At 69.5% G+C, this 13,676-nt stretch carries 12 protein-coding genes; 9 read left to right on the top strand and 3 right to left on the bottom strand.

Annotated elements, in window-relative coordinates:
* Nucleotides 1-3 precede the first annotated feature (3 nt).
* The 3 genes from E3T22_RS01560 to E3T22_RS01550 are packed head-to-tail and all read left to right on the top strand — an operon-like array spanning nucleotide 4 to nucleotide 2,963.
* The gene (locus E3T22_RS01560; protein WP_370289979.1) at nucleotides 4-816 is read left to right on the top strand and encodes a lysophospholipid acyltransferase family protein; all 813 of its coding nucleotides are present in this window, start codon (nucleotides 4-6) and stop codon (nucleotides 814-816) included.
* Nucleotides 806-1,933 (top strand): NAD(P)H-dependent glycerol-3-phosphate dehydrogenase, encoded by a 1,128-nt coding sequence (locus tag E3T22_RS01555; RefSeq protein ID WP_088456508.1) that lies wholly within the window; start codon nucleotides 806-808, stop codon nucleotides 1,931-1,933. The genes E3T22_RS01560 and E3T22_RS01555 overlap by 11 nt, the downstream gene beginning before the upstream one ends.
* Complete coding sequence (locus tag E3T22_RS01550; RefSeq protein WP_134480456.1) at nucleotides 1,836-2,963, top strand: D-alanine--D-alanine ligase family protein; 1,128 nt, start codon at nucleotides 1,836-1,838, stop codon at nucleotides 2,961-2,963. The genes E3T22_RS01555 and E3T22_RS01550 overlap by 98 nt, the downstream gene beginning before the upstream one ends.
* 203 nt (nucleotides 2,964-3,166) lie before the next feature.
* Here the strand turns inward: E3T22_RS01550 and E3T22_RS01545 are convergent, their stop codons facing one another.
* Nucleotides 3,167-3,697 (bottom strand): DUF3515 domain-containing protein, encoded by a 531-nt coding sequence (locus tag E3T22_RS01545; protein WP_103460009.1) that lies wholly within the window; start codon nucleotides 3,695-3,697, stop codon nucleotides 3,167-3,169.
* 24 nt (nucleotides 3,698-3,721) lie between these two features.
* Between E3T22_RS01545 and thiL the strand changes: the two genes are divergently transcribed.
* A complete protein-coding gene (gene thiL, locus E3T22_RS01540; RefSeq protein WP_134480455.1) occupies nucleotides 3,722-4,711 on the top strand; it encodes a thiamine-phosphate kinase in 990 nt (329 codons plus the stop codon).
* 26 nt (nucleotides 4,712-4,737) lie between these two features.
* Here the strand turns inward: thiL and E3T22_RS01535 are convergent, their stop codons facing one another.
* Together E3T22_RS01535 and rsmD are read right to left on the bottom strand one after the other, a co-directional pair.
* The gene (locus E3T22_RS01535) at nucleotides 4,738-5,277 is read right to left on the bottom strand and encodes a flavodoxin domain-containing protein (RefSeq protein ID WP_134480454.1); all 540 of its coding nucleotides are present in this window, start codon (nucleotides 5,275-5,277) and stop codon (nucleotides 4,738-4,740) included.
* A 92-nt stretch (nucleotides 5,278-5,369) separates the two neighbouring features.
* Nucleotides 5,370-5,945, bottom strand: a complete 576-nt coding sequence (gene rsmD, locus E3T22_RS01530; RefSeq protein WP_134480453.1) for a 16S rRNA (guanine(966)-N(2))-methyltransferase RsmD — start codon at nucleotides 5,943-5,945, stop codon at nucleotides 5,370-5,372.
* An 84-nt stretch (nucleotides 5,946-6,029) separates the two neighbouring features.
* Here rsmD and E3T22_RS01525 point away from each other — a divergent pair, with 84 nt between their 5' ends.
* The 5 genes from E3T22_RS01525 to E3T22_RS01505 all read left to right on the top strand — a co-directional run bounded on the left by E3T22_RS01525 (nucleotide 6,030) and on the right by E3T22_RS01505 (nucleotide 13,666).
* A complete protein-coding gene (locus tag E3T22_RS01525) occupies nucleotides 6,030-8,267 on the top strand; it encodes an ATP-dependent DNA helicase RecG (RefSeq protein WP_134480452.1) in 2,238 nt (745 codons plus the stop codon).
* 85 nt (nucleotides 8,268-8,352) lie between these two features.
* Nucleotides 8,353-8,841 carry a pantetheine-phosphate adenylyltransferase gene (gene coaD / locus E3T22_RS01520; RefSeq protein WP_088456502.1) on the top strand — a complete coding sequence of 163 codons (489 nt, stop codon included), beginning with the start codon at nucleotides 8,353-8,355 and terminating at the stop codon, nucleotides 8,839-8,841.
* A 140-nt stretch (nucleotides 8,842-8,981) separates the two neighbouring features.
* A complete protein-coding gene (locus E3T22_RS01515; protein WP_370028266.1) occupies nucleotides 8,982-9,917 on the top strand; it encodes an AAA family ATPase in 936 nt (311 codons plus the stop codon).
* A 57-nt stretch (nucleotides 9,918-9,974) separates the two neighbouring features.
* Nucleotides 9,975-11,369 carry a DUF58 domain-containing protein gene (locus E3T22_RS01510; RefSeq protein WP_166789245.1) on the top strand — a complete coding sequence of 465 codons (1,395 nt, stop codon included), beginning with the start codon at nucleotides 9,975-9,977 and terminating at the stop codon, nucleotides 11,367-11,369.
* Nucleotides 11,366-13,666 (top strand): DUF3488 and transglutaminase-like domain-containing protein, encoded by a 2,301-nt coding sequence (locus E3T22_RS01505; protein ID WP_134480450.1) that lies wholly within the window; start codon nucleotides 11,366-11,368, stop codon nucleotides 13,664-13,666. Before E3T22_RS01510 ends, E3T22_RS01505 begins: the two co-directional genes overlap by 4 nt.
* The last annotated feature ends 10 nt before the right edge of the window (nucleotides 13,667-13,676 follow it).

The raw sequence follows: 13,676 nt of genomic DNA, 5'->3' as shown, positions 1-13,676 counted from the left end.
ACCGTGCCAGATACAGACGTGCCAGATTCCAACGCGCCAGATTCCCCGTCGTTACCGGTGACGAAGTCCGGCCGGGTGCGCTCCGAGAAGAGCAAACCCTCGATTTTCTGGCTGCTTGCCGTGCTCGTGCTGCCGCCGATGAACCTGGCCGCGCGCTACAAGATCACCGACGGCCACAAGTTCCCCCGTGAGGGCGCGTTCGTTCTCTCGCCCAACCACTACAGCGAGATCGACCCGATCGTGATGGGCATGGTCAGCTGGAAGCTCGGCCGGCTGCCGCGGTTCCTGGCCAAGGCGTCGCTCTTCAAGCTGCCCGTTGCCGGCTGGCTGCTGAAGAAGTCCGGGCAGATTCCGGTGCAGCGTGGCGGTTCGGTGCGCGGCAGCGAGCCCGTCAAGGCCGCCCGTCGGCTCGTCGAACGCGGCCAGATGGTGGTCGTGTACCCGGAGGGGTCCCTCACCCGCGATCCGGGCATGTGGCCCATGCGCGGCAAGAGCGGCGCCGTGCGGATCGCCCTGGAGCAGGGCATCCCCATCGTGCCGGCGGCGCACTGGGGCACCCAGCAGCTCATGGAGCGGTACTCCAAGAAGCTGCACCTGTTCCCGCGCAAGACCATCCTGGTCAAGATTGGCGACCCGCTCGACCTGGCCGAGTTCCGCGGCCGCAACCTCGATACGGCGACGCTGAACGAGGCGACCGCCGTGGTGATGGACGCCATCACCGCCCTGCTCGAGGACCTCCGCAACGAGACCGCACCGGCCAAGCGCTGGAACCCCTCTGAGCACGATCAGAAAGAGACCGGCCGTTTTGAAGCCTAAAGTCCAGCCAGGCACCCGCGTTGCCGTTCTCGGCGCCGGAAGCTGGGGCACCACGTTCGCGAAAATCCTCACCGACGGCGGAGCGGATGTGGTGCTCTGGGCCCGCCGCCCCGAGCTGGCGAAGGAGATCACCGAGGGGCGCCGCAACAGCGACTACCTGCCCGGTATCAACCTGCCCGTGGGCCTCCGCGCCACGTCCAGGCTCGATCTGGCCCTCGCCGGCGCCGATCAGGTCTTCGTCTCCGTGCCCAGCCAGTCCCTGCGCGAGAACCTCATCCAGGCCGAACCGTTCCTGGCGCCCAACGCCATCATCGTGTCGCTGATGAAGGGCGTCGAACGCTCCTCGGGTCTGCGGATGAGCGAGATCATCGAGCAGGTCCTGCCGATCGACCCGGCCCGCATCGCCGCGATCTCTGGGCCCAACCTCGCCCTGGAGATCGCCAAGGAGCAGCCCACGGCCGCCGTGGTGTCCTCGTCGAACCTGGATACCGCGCACGCCGTGGCCCTGTTGGCCACCACGAAGTACTTCAGGTCGTACGTGAACACCGACGTCATCGGCACCGAGTTCGGCGGCGTGCTCAAGAACCTCATCGCCGTGGCGATCGGCATCGTGGACGGCGTCGGCTACGGCGAGAACACCAAGGCGTCGATCATCACCCGCGGGCTCGTGGAGATGACCGACTTCGCCGTGGCCTACGGCGCGCAGCCGGAGACCCTCGCGGGTCTGGCGGGCCTCGGCGACCTCATCGCGACCTGCCAGTCCCCGCTGTCCCGCAACAACACCGCCGGCCGGCTGCTCGGCCAGGGCTACAGCTACAACGACGTCATCGCGCAGATGCAGCAGACCACAGAGGGACTCGCATCCGTGAGCCCGATCCTCGAGTTGGCGCGTGCCAAGGGTGTCGACATGCCCATCGTCGAACAGGTGCGCCAGGTGCTGGCGGGTACGCTGAAGCCGCGGGATATTGCGCCGCACCTCACGACTGACTCCGGCGCACCGCAGGGTGAAAGGACCATTGATGACGGACAAGCTCACGGTAGCGCTGCTGTTTGGGGGGCGTTCAAGCGAACATTCGATCAGCTGCGCCACAGCGGGCGGGGTACTGGCCGCAATTGACCGGGACCGCTACACGGTCATCCCGGTAGGCATCACCCGCGACGGCACCTTCGTGCTCGAAGACGACGATCCGACCAAGTTCGCGCTGACCGCCGCCGCCCTGCCCGAGGTCACCGACAACGGGACCCGGGTGCTCTGGCCCGACAGTGCGCGTAGCCGCGAAGTCATCGTCGTGGACGACTCCGGCCGCCGGAGCCTCGGCCCGATCGACCTGGTGTTCCCGATCCTGCACGGACCATACGGCGAAGACGGCACCGTGCAGGGGATGCTCGAACTCGTCGACCTGCCGTTCGTCGGCTCCGGTGTGCTCGCGTCAGCGTTGGGCATGGACAAGCACTTCACCAAGACCGTTCTGCAGCACTCGGGGCTGGCCGTGGCCCCCTGGCGAACCATCACCGCGGACGACTGGGCCGACGCGCCGGGGTCGGCTTACGCCGCCCTGGAGGAGCTGGGGCTGCCCGCCTTCGTGAAGCCGGCCAGAGCCGGCTCCAGCGTCGGCGTGAGCCGGGTCGCCAACTCCGACCAGCTGGCCGAGGCGATGGCCGTGGCGCTGGCCGAGGACGACAAGGTGCTCATCGAGGCGGGCCTGGTGGGCCGCGAGCTCGAGGTCGCCGTGCTGCAGGGGCGCCCCGGCGAACCGGCGCATGCCTCCGTTGCCGGTGAGGTCGTCGTCACCGGCCGCGACTTCTACGACTTCGCCGCCAAGTACCTCGACGCTGCGGGCATCGAACTGCTCTGCCCGGCGGACCTCGCCCCGGCGGACCTGGCCGAGATGCAGGACATCGCGGTGCGGGCGTTCGAGGCCATCGACGCCGGCGGCCTGGCCAGGGTGGACTTCTTCCTCACCGCCGACGGCTGGGTGATCAACGAGATCAACACCATGCCGGGCTTCACCCCCATCTCGATGTTCCCCAGCTGCTGGCTGGCCAGCGGGTACACCTACCCGCAGCTGATCGACGAGCTCATCGAGGTGGCCCTGGCCCGGGCAGCGCACAAGCGCCGCCGCACCTCCGCCGTCGTCACCGAGTAACGCAGACGCCGCCACCACTTGCCGTGAAACGCCCCCTTCAGCTGCTTTGAAGGGGGCGTTTGCCGTGAGTCGATGGGTGCGCCCTCCACGACTTTCCGCAGGATTCCCCTTCAGCTGCCCTGAAGGGTGTATTTCCGGCAACTCGATGAGGGGCGCGCGGGCCCGGGCACGGCATCCGCGGCCTCCGCGCGGCGGAGCCCGCCTTAGGGCGCGGGCGTCTCGCTGGGCAGGGTCACGTCGTCGGCGCTGAGGCACTGCTTCGAGGCGGGAACGTTCGCGACGGCCGCGGCGAGGTCGACCAGGGTTGTCGATCCGCTGACCAGCTCGGAGTCGAGGTAGACCTCCGTGGCCGGTTCACGCCCATAGGTGGTGTACCGGTACATGGGCGCCTCACTGTCATCCTCGATCCAGTCGACTCCGTTGATGCTCACGCACGGCAGCGTGGTGGGTCCGGGCACCTCGACGCCGCAGGTGAGCAGCACCGCGCTGGGGTCACCCCAGGCGCCGGTGGCCTGAGCGTTCGTCTCCCGCTCGGGCTGGTCGGCCACGGTCGTCGGCAGGCGCACGATGATGTCGGCGCAGGCGGGGTTCTCCGCATCCGCTGCCGGCTGCATCGGAACCGCGGCGGCACACCCTGTGAGCACAACGGCGGAGGCCGCGAGCAGCAGCGCTGTCGCGGCGCGGACACCGGTGCTGTGGCGGAGCCGGCGAGAGAGGGTGAACTGGAGAGTCATCACATTCAGGTTACCGTTTGAAGCATGACCAATGCTCCCGACCAGACCCTGGCCGACCTCAGCGAGGGCGAGGTGCTCGCCCGCATCTTCCCGCGGCTGCCGCACGCCGACATCGAGTTGCTCGGACCCGGTGACGACGCCGCCGTGCTCTCCGCGGCCGACGGCCGGTTCGTCGTCACCTGCGACATGATGATCCAGGGCCCGGACTTCAGGCTGGCCTGGTCGACGCCGCACGACCTGGGCTGGAAGGCCGCCGCCACGAACCTGTCCGATGTCGCCGCGATGGGCGCGAGGCCCACAGCGCTCGTGGTGGCCATCGCCGCTCCGCCGTCCACACCGATCTCGGTCATCCTCGGCATCGCCGACGGGTTGCGCGACGGCTGTGAAGCGTTGGCTCCGGGCTGCGGGGTCGTGGGCGGTGACCTGTCCGCCTCCGACGCCCTCACTCTCTCGATCACGGCCTTCGGCGACCTCGAGGGTCGGGCGCCCGTGCTGCGTTCCGGTGCCCGGCCGGGGGACATCGTTGCCCACGCTGGACGTCTGGGTGACGCCGGCATCGGCCTCGGGCTGCTGTTCCGCTTCGGGGTGGACGCCGACGGAGTGCCGAGCCGCGCGGCCGCCGATGCCCTCAAGCTGCGCGAGCCCCGGTTCGTCGAGGCGCAACTGGCGCCGGTACCGCCGATCCGGTTGGGCGCTGTCGCGGCGGCCGCCGGAGCGACGGCCATGCTCGACGTGTCCGACGGGCTGGCTATCGATGCGGGCCGGCTCGCGCGGGCCAGCGGCGCCGGCGTCGATTTTGATTCAGCGGCGCTCGGCGACCAGCGGGAGCTGGCCCTGGGCGGGGGAGAGGACCACGGCCTGCTGGCCACCTTCCCGCCCACCGCGGAGCTCCCCGCCGGATTCCGGCGCCTCGGCACCGTCACCGGCGAGTCCGGGATCGTGCTCGTGGACGGTGAGCCGCACACCCAGGGCGGTTGGGACCCGTACCGCGGCTGGGACGGCGCCACCACCTGAGGCACCCTCCCCAACGATGAGCCGGCTCAGGCGGGCGTGACCAGGGCGCGGGCGATCTCCCTCGCCCAGGCTTCGATCTCCGGCCAGTCGCGGAAGTCGCCGGCCGGGATCTTCTCGGCCGCGCCGGGGAACTTTCGAATCAGCCTGTGCCCCAGGCTGAGCACATCCGGATCGATGGCTCCGAAGAACACCCGGTGACCGACCGGCCGCACGCTGTTGGTGAAATCGGCGATCTCCGCGGGCACGGTGCTCTCCCGCACATCGGTGCCGTCGGCATCCGTGGTCGCCGATCCGAGCGGGCCGCTGCTGAACAGCCAGACCCGGTGTTCGAGAAGGGTGGGCTGGTAGCGGTGCACGAAGGTCGTGGCATCTTTGAGCCAGTGACCCATGTACACGGCGCTGCCCACCACGAAGGCGTCGAAACCCGCCACATCCTCCGCGTGCGGGGGCTGTGCGGCATCGTAGACGCGGGCGTCCAGGCCGGCGAGGCCGAGTTCGGCGCCGATGCGTTCGGCGATGCCCAGGGTGGCGCCGTACTGGCTGGCACAAACAACCGCTACACGCACAGAGTCGACCTTTCGAATGCGGTGGACGACGGTGCCCACACATCAACCGTAGGCGCAAAAATCCGTTCTGACCAGCCCTCTTCAGGGGTTTCCTACACCGGGCCGGCCACCCCGGCGTACCAGAGGGTGGTGTCGCCGTAGTTCTTGCGGCGTTCCACGACGAGGCCGGGTCCCCAGGTGGGTTCCGGCGACCGGGACGAGCGTTCCACCACCACGAGGGCGTCCGGGTCCAGCAGCGGCGCCAGGGCGGCGAGGTTCGCGGCCAGCTCGGCGTCCGGGAGGTCGTACGGCGGGTCGAGGAAGACCAGGTCGAAGCCGTCGGGGGTGCCGCCAAGGAAGGATTGCACGGCCTGGCTGGACACCGAGATAGCGAGGTTCGCGCCCTTCGGGGCGGCCTTCTGCACCGCGGCGGCGTTCTTACGGCAGGTCTGGCTGGCCGCGAAGCCGTTCTCGACGAGGGTGACGACCCTGGCGCCGCGGCTGGCGGCCTCGAGGCCGAGTGCGCCGGAACCGGCGTACAGGTCGAGCACCCTGTAGTCACGGATGGCGTCGCGGGCGTCGAGTGCCGAGAACAGTGCCTCGCGCACCTGGTCGCTGGTGGGCCTGGTGCCCTTGGCCGGCACGGTGAGGGTGAGGGAGCCGGCGAACCCGGCGACAATTCGCGTCATTTGTCTTCGAGCCTAGCCTTCGCGCGCCATCCACAGTCTGCGGCGTCGGTGCCCGGCGTCGGTGCTGACGTTTAGCATCGGAGTATGACCGGTTCGGATGCCGCCACCTCGCACGGGGACCCCGCCGACGACCCCGGGGCGCTGACCCTCGATTCGGCCCTGCGGGGCGTTCTCGGCCAGGGCCAGGCGACCCTGCTGGACAAGGCCTTCGGCATGGCGACGGTGGGCGACCTGCTCAGCCACTACCCGCGCCGATACGCCCGGCGCGGCGAACTCACCACGCTGGCGGCGTTGCCGCTGGACGAGGCCGTGACAGTGCTGGCCGAAGTGCTGTCCGTGACGGTGAAGAGCCCCGGCAGCCGGCAGCCGGGCAAAAAGTCACCGCACCGGACGGAGGTCATCATCTCCGACGGGCGCGGCATGCTCTCGCTGACCTTCTTCAACCAGCCCTGGTTGTCCAGGACCCTGCGCCCCGGCATGCGGGCGATGTTCTCCGGCAAGGTCACGATTTTCAACAAGACCCGTCAGCTCGCCCATCCCGACTTCGAGATCGTGCCGGGCAGCGACAACCCCATGGACGCCACGATCTCGCCGGAGGATGCCGCAGAGGCCCGCCTGTGGGCCGACCGGCCCATCCCGATCTACGGTGCGACGGCTGCCGTGACGAGCTGGCAGATCGCCAAGCTGATCGTGAAGGTCCTCGAGAGGCTCGGCCCGGTCGAGGACCCGATCCCCGAGCGGATGCGCCGCGAACGCGGCCTGCTGGAGCACCGGGACGCGCTGCTGCGCATCCACCGCCCCACCACCGACGACGACTGGAACGAGGCCAGGGAGACGCTCCGCTTCACTGAGGCGTTCGTGCTGCAGTGCGTGCTGGTGCAGCAGCACACCGAGCACCGCGCCCTGCGGACCCGGTCGCGGCAGCCGGTCCCCGGCGGTTACCTCGAGCGGTTCGACGCGACGCTGCCGTTCGCCCTCACCGTCGACCAGGAGATCACCGGCGCCGAGATCCTGCGAGACATTGCCCTGACCGCCCCGATGAACCGGCTGGTCCAGGGCGAGGTCGGCTCCGGCAAGACCGTCGTGGCCCTGCGCGCCATGCTCGCGGTGGCGGACTCCGGCGGCCAGGCGGCGCTGCTGGCCCCCACCGAGGTGCTGGCCGGGCAACACCTGCGCTCGATAGCCCGCATCCTGGGCCCCGACCTCACCGCCGAACTGATGCCCACCCTGCTCACCGGGCAGCTCCCCGTCGCCGAACGGCGGAAGGCACTGCTGCGCACGGTGTCCGGCCAGGCCCGCATCGTGATCGGCACACACGCCCTGCTCAGTGACACCGTCGGGTTCTTCGACCTCGGCCTGGTCGTCATCGACGAACAGCACCGTTTCGGCGTCGACCAGCGCGAGGCCCTGCGACAGAAGGCCGAACTGCCGCCGCACGTTCTGGTGCTCACCGCCACGCCCATTCCCCGCACCATCGCGATGACGGTGTTCGGTGACCTCGACGTGAGCACCATCGCCATGCTCCCGTCCGGACGCCCGGGGATCGAGAGCTTCGTGGTGCCCCTCGACGAAAAACCGGCCTGGGTGGTGCGGGTGTGGCAGCGGGTGTCCGAGGAGCTCGCGCTCGGCCGCCAGTGCTTCGTGGTGTGCCCCGCGATCGCGCCGAAGAAGCTCGAACAGGGCGAGGAGATCGACTTCGACGCCACCCCGATGACCACCGTCGAAGAGCTCAACGCCGAGCTGCACCGGCATCCGCTGCTGCGGGATGCCCGGATCGAACCGCTGCACGGCGCCATGACCGCCGACGAGAAGGACGACACCATGCGGGCCTTCGCGGCCGGTGACATCCAGGTGCTCGTGGCCACCACCGTCATCGAGGTCGGCGTCGACGTGCCCAACGCCTCGGTGATGGTCGTGATGGATGCCCACCGCTTCGGCGTGTCCCAGCTACACCAGTTGCGCGGCCGGGTGGGCCGCGGCGGCGTGCCCGGGCTATGCCTGCTGGTGACAGCGGCGCCGTCGGGGTCCCCGGCCCGGGACCGCATCGAGGCCGTCGCGAACACCCTCGACGGGTTTGTCCTGGCGCAGGTCGACCTCGAGCAACGGCAGGAGGGCGATGTGCTCGGCCGCTTCCAGTCCGGCGGCCAGTCGTCGCTGCGCCTGCTCCGCGTGGCGACCGACGGCGACATCATCGCCGACGCCAGGACCGCCGCCCGCGAACTCATCGGCGGGGACCCGGAGATGCGCACCATGCCGGCGTTGCGGGCGGCCGTGCGCCGCCGGCTCGACGACTCGGAGCGCGCCGCGCTCTCCAAAGGCTGAACGGGTCACCGTCAGCGTCTGAACGTCTGGGAAATCCGGCCGGACCGGGCAGCGGGCGCTGCAAGCTGGCGCTAGGGTGAACCGTATGCGCAGGATCGCCGTCGTACCTGGTTCATTCGACCCCGTCACACTGGGGCACCTCGATGTGATCCAACGAGCGGCGGGACTGTACGACGAGCTGCACGTTCTTGTGGTGCACAACCCGGCCAAGTCGGCGCTTCTGCCGATCACCCAGCGGGTCTCCCTCATCGAGCGGGCGATCATCGAGGCCGAACTGCCGGGAAACATCATCGTCAGCTCCTGGAGCATGGGCCTGCTCGTCGACTATTGCGTCGACGTGGGCGCCAGTGTGTTGGTCAAGGGCATCCGCTCTCAGATCGATGTGGCCTACGAGACCCCGATGGCCATCGTGAACCGCAACCTCGCGGGCGTCGAAACCATCTTCATGCTGCCGGACCCCGCTCACGCCCACGTGTCCAGCTCCCTGGTGCGTCAGGTTGCCGCCCTCGGCGGTGACATCGCCCCGTATGTGCCGCCCGCCGTCGCGGCCTTTCTGAATCGACCGCTCGCATGAACGCATTTCCGGGACGTTGGGTCTCGGAGTCGGCCGTGGCCGGCACGACCACCGTCGGTGCGGCATCCCGCAGCGCCATCGACGGGGACGGTGAAACCGACGTGGCTCTCGCCGACGTGCAGGGAGCCGCCCTCGCGATCATGCGCAACGTCGAGTCCGTCATCGACGGCAAGCATTCGGCCGTGCAGATCGCGCTCACGGTGCTCCTCGCCGAGGGACACCTCCTCATCGAGGACGTGCCCGGAGTGGGCAAGACCATGCTCGCCAAAGCGCTCGCCAAGTCCGTGGACTGCAGCGTCAGCCGCATCCAGTTCACGCCGGACCTGCTGCCCTCGGATGTGACGGGTGTGTCGATCTACAACCAGTCTGAGCGGCGGTTCGAGTTCAAGCCCGGCGCCATCTTCGCGAACATCGTGATCGGCGACGAGATCAACCGGGCCAGTCCCAAGACCCAATCCGCGCTGCTGGAGTGCATGGAGGAACGCCAGGTCACCGTCGACGGACACAGCTATCCGCTGGCGCGCCCGTTCGCCGTCGTCGCCACCCAGAACCCCATCGAGATGGAGGGCACCTACGCCCTCCCCGAGGCCCAGCGCGACCGTTTCATGGCGCGCATCTCGATGGGTTACCCCGACCCGGCCTCCGAACTCTCGATGCTCGACTCCCGCGACCTGACCAGCCCGCTGTCCAGGATCGACGCCGTGGTCACCGGCCCCCAGCTGCGGGGCATGATGTCGGCCGCACGGAGCGTGTTCGCCTCCGGGGCGGTCAAGGAGTACGCCGTCGCCGTGGTGCGGGCCACCCGGGACGACCGCGACCTGCGGTTGGGGGCGAGCCCGCGGGCTACCCTGCAGCTGATCAGGGCCGCGAAGGCCCAGGCGGCTCTGCACGGCAGGGAGTATGTGCTTCCCGACGACATCGACTCGCTAGCCGTCGCCGTGCTCGGGCACCGTTTGGTGCCCACCACCCGGGCACTGGGCCATCGATCGCAGGACAGCGCCCTGCTCATCGAGGAGACGATCAGGCGCATCCTCGCGGCCACGCCCGTGCCGACGGGGTCGCAGGGCCGCCTGTAGCGGGCGGCACACTATCGGAGTCATCATGGGCCATAGATGCAGGTGGACGTGACGCAGATGAGCAAGACGCAGAGGGGCATGACCCGGACGGACCTGACCGGGCGACGCGGCCGGGCCCGCCGACTGGTTCGCCCCACAGTGCGCGGGGCCGTTTTCCTGGGCGTCGGGGCGGTGCTGTTCGCGGTCGCCTGGGCCTACGACGAACGCGACCTCCTGTTCGTGGCCGGGGTGCTGCTTCTGGTCCCGACAGTGGCCCTCGGCTTCGTCCTCGTCCATCCGGTGCGCGTGTCCGTCACCCGCACGTTCAGGCCCGGCACCGTGACAGCGGGGTCCAGCGCCACCGTGACGATCCAGATCCGCAATCTCGCCCCAACGCCCCTGCTCGGACTGCGCTGGCGCGACACGGCGGTCAGGGGCGTCAGCGTGCCGCCGAGCCAGCCGCTGCGGTCCCTCGCACCGGCGCGAGCCGGGCGCTCGAGCGCCGCAGACACCGCGGTGGTGAGCTATCAGCTGCATCCATCCCGGCGGGGGGTGTATCCGATCGGACCGCTGATGCTCGGCCGGTCGGACCCCTTCGGACTCGCCTACAGCGAGTGGCCGATCGGCTCACCGCATGATTTGACCGTGACGCCTAGGGTCACCTCGCTGCCGGGCAACGGTGTGTCGATCACACGGGGCGAGGGCTCCCGCCATGAACGTGTTCGGCATCTCAACAATGACTCGAATGAATTGATCGCCAGGGAGTACCGGCCGGGGGACCCGATGCGCAGGGTCAACTGGCCGGCGACCGCCCGGCATGGCGAGATCATGGTCCGGCAGGAGGAACAACGCAGCCATCCCGAAGCGCGCGTCATCCTCGACACCACCCGCGGAGGGCGGGGCGCCGACCGCGGGCACGACGCCGAATTCGAGCTGGCCATCGAGTTGGCCGCGTCCGTCGCCGTTCATCTGCTCGAGGGCGGGTTCAGACTCGATGTGGTGGAGCTCGGCCCCTGCCAGCTCCTCCCCGTGCGGCCAGTGGCGGGGGACTCCAGGGTTCCTCACGATCCGGACAACGGCCGGCGAGGGGGCCTGCGCGGCGACGACCCGGCTTCGTTCACCGGTCCGGAAGGCGTGCCCGCGCTTGTCGATGCCCTGGCGATCGTGGTCCGACGTGACCGCGTGACCCACGCCGCGATCGATGACGGCCTCGGCCACCGGCCGGCAGCGACTCTGGGCCGTCAGGTTCCGTCCTTCGCGGTTCTCGTCGATATCGGCCCCGCCGACACGCGTGACCTGGTCGCCTTGCGCGGCCTCTGCCAGCCCGCCGTCGCGTTCGTGTTCGACACCATGAGCGCCGACTCCATCGAACGCCTGAGCGAGGCCGGCTGGCAGTGCGCGCTGGTGGATACGTCGGCACCGGTCGCGGTTGCGTGGGCGCAGGCCGGGCAGGACACGGCGGCGACGCGATGACCAGAACTGAAATCGTGCGCTGGCCGCTCACCCTGGCGCTGCTGGTGCTGCTGATGACCGGATGCACCGCCCTGGGCGCCGTCCTGGCCGGATCGTCGTGGTGGTTGGTGCTGTTGATCGTGGCGAGCCTCGTGCTCGTCGGTTCGGCAGGGCTGCGTCGGGCGGGGGTGCACAGTGTGGTCGTGCCGCTGCTGGCGACGGGTGGGCTCATCGTGCTACTCACACTGTTCTTCGGTGGCGGGACCGGGCTGCTCTGGCTGGTTCCCACCGGCGATACCGTCGCCCGCTTCACCGAACTGGCCACTGACGGGGTGCGCTCCATTCAGACGCAGGGCACTCCGGCCCAGGTGCTGGACGGCATCCTGTTCCTCCTGGCCGTGGGAGTGGGCTTGTTGGCGATCCTGATGGACATCCTCGCGATCGGTCTGGGCCGGCCCGCGTTGGCCGGGATCCCGGCCCTGGTCCCCGTTGCGGTACCCGGTTTTGTGGTGTCCACCGGTGCGGACTGGGTCGCCCTCGTTGCGACAGCCGCCGCGTATCTGCTCCTCCTGCGCATCGACGTGCATCTGCGTGGGATGCGGGTCAACCGGCAGGCCGGCGGGCGCGGAACAGGGATCACGGGTGCGACCGGGGCCGTACGCGGAGCCATCGCCATCGCTGCCATCGGCATCGTCGGCTCCCTGATCTTCAGCCTGTCGGCGCCCGTGATCTCCGGCGGAGCCTTCGGCTCGCGGTCCGACAGCGCGCTCTTCGGTGCCGGAGTCAGCCAGATGATCGAACTCGGCCAGGACCTGCGCAGGCCCAAGGCCGGTCCCGCGCTGCACTACCGCACAACGGCCGTCGAGCAGCCGTACCTCGCACTGCTCACCCTCGATGACATCAAGGGCACCACGTGGCTGCCGAGGGCCGTCGAGGTCGATGAGGACCTGACCGTCGACTCCATAGCGAATCCGCCGGGGCTCTCCCAACGGGTGGCCAGGACCGAGGCCAACACCATCATCGACATCGACGGGGTCCGCACCGACATGCTGCCGGTCCCCGTGCCCGCAACGAGCGTCGATGGGCTCACCGGGGACTGGTTCTGGAACAACGACACCCGAGCCATTTCGAGCACCGACAGCACGACCATCGGCCAGCGCTACGCGGTGACGTCCCTCGAACTGCAGCCCACCAGGGAACAACTTCGTGAGTCCGGCACCCGGTACCCCGTCGACATCGAGCCGAGTCTGTTCCTGCCGATGGGAACACCCGGGATCATCGGTGACACCGCCCGCATCGTCAGTACGGGTACGGAGTCGAACTACGACGCCGCGGTGGCCATCCAGGATTACCTGCGCGGAAGTGAATTCACCTACGACACCGAGGCTCCGGTCGATGAGGGGTACGACGGCGGCGGGGCCGATGTCATCGCCACGTTCCTCGACGTGAAACGCGGCTACTGTGTGCACTTCGCCTCGGCGATGGCCCTGATGTCGCGCAGCCTGGGCATCCCGGCCCGGATCGTGCTGGGGTACCTCCCCGGCACCCGGACGGCCACGGCCGTCGACGGCATCAACCGGTACAACGTCGACTCGCACGACCTGCACTCCTGGCCGGAGCTCTACTTCGTCGGGGTCGGCTGGGTGCCTTTCGAACCGACCCCTGGGCGGGGCACGGTTCCGGACTACGCCGCGCCGGAGAGCTCGACGGCGTCCGGTGCGCCGTCCGCGGGTGAGGCGCCGTCGGTCGTGCCGCGGGCCAACGACAACCCCGGATTCGAGGGTGGCCCCGTGGACACTCTGGCGGCCGAGGAGGATGAGTTGCCCAACATTCTCGCCCGGATCGGGCTCGTGGCGACGGGTGTCCTGCTTCTCCTGCTCGCCCCCGGCGTGTTCCGCCTGGCCCGGCGGCGGCGGCGGCGGCGCCTTCTGGCAGCGGATCGGGCCGGCGCGGTGCTGGCCTGGCGTGAGCTGTCCGATACCGCGGTGGATCACGGGCTGGAGGTCTACGACACCCTCACCGCACGGGAGCTGGCCGACAGTATCCGGGACCGGCCCGGTGTGGGCGACAGTCCCCGGGCCCGCGAGGCGCTCGAGCGGATGCTGGTGGCCACCGAACAGGCGCACTACGCCCGCCGGGACGGGTCGCCAACGAACCCGGGTGCCGGGCTGCTGGCCGATCTTGATGTCGTCGTTCACGCCGTGCGGCACGGTTCCCGGGCCATCCAGCGGGCCAGGGCCCTGGTGTTCCCGACGTCGCTGACCTCGTCGGCACTGCGCCGGATGGGCCTGGCCACCGGCACGCCCGGGGGCGCGTAGAATTTTCCCT

The sequence above is a fragment of the Cryobacterium sp. TMB3-10 genome (genome assembly GCF_004402305.1).
In the GTDB taxonomy this organism is placed as follows: Bacteria; Actinomycetota; Actinomycetes; order Actinomycetales; family Microbacteriaceae; genus Cryobacterium; species Cryobacterium zongtaii.
Note: the sequence above shows the minus strand (reverse complement) of the source record. Positions and strands in the feature narration are given on the sequence as shown.

What these genes read in the sequence shown, in the direction of transcription:
- E3T22_RS01550 (WP_134480456.1), top strand. Translation starts at nt 1,836, where the DNA reads ATGACGGACAAGCTCACGGTAGCGCTGCTGTTTGGGGGGCGTTCAAGC.
- E3T22_RS01545 (WP_103460009.1), bottom strand. Translation starts at nt 3,697, where the DNA reads ATGACTCTCCAGTTCACCCTCTCTCGCCGGCTCCGCCACAGCACCGGT.
- thiL (WP_134480455.1), top strand. Translation starts at nt 3,722, where the DNA reads ATGACCAATGCTCCCGACCAGACCCTGGCCGACCTCAGCGAGGGCGAG.
- rsmD (WP_134480453.1), bottom strand. Translation starts at nt 5,945, where the DNA reads ATGACGCGAATTGTCGCCGGGTTCGCCGGCTCCCTCACCCTCACCGTG.
- E3T22_RS01525 (WP_134480452.1), top strand. Translation starts at nt 6,030, where the DNA reads ATGACCGGTTCGGATGCCGCCACCTCGCACGGGGACCCCGCCGACGAC.
- coaD (WP_088456502.1), top strand. Translation starts at nt 8,353, where the DNA reads ATGCGCAGGATCGCCGTCGTACCTGGTTCATTCGACCCCGTCACACTG.
- E3T22_RS01515 (WP_370028266.1), top strand. Translation starts at nt 8,982, where the DNA reads ATGCGCAACGTCGAGTCCGTCATCGACGGCAAGCATTCGGCCGTGCAG.
- E3T22_RS01510 (WP_166789245.1), top strand. Translation starts at nt 9,975, where the DNA reads ATGAGCAAGACGCAGAGGGGCATGACCCGGACGGACCTGACCGGGCGA.
- E3T22_RS01505 (WP_134480450.1), top strand. Translation starts at nt 11,366, where the DNA reads ATGACCAGAACTGAAATCGTGCGCTGGCCGCTCACCCTGGCGCTGCTG.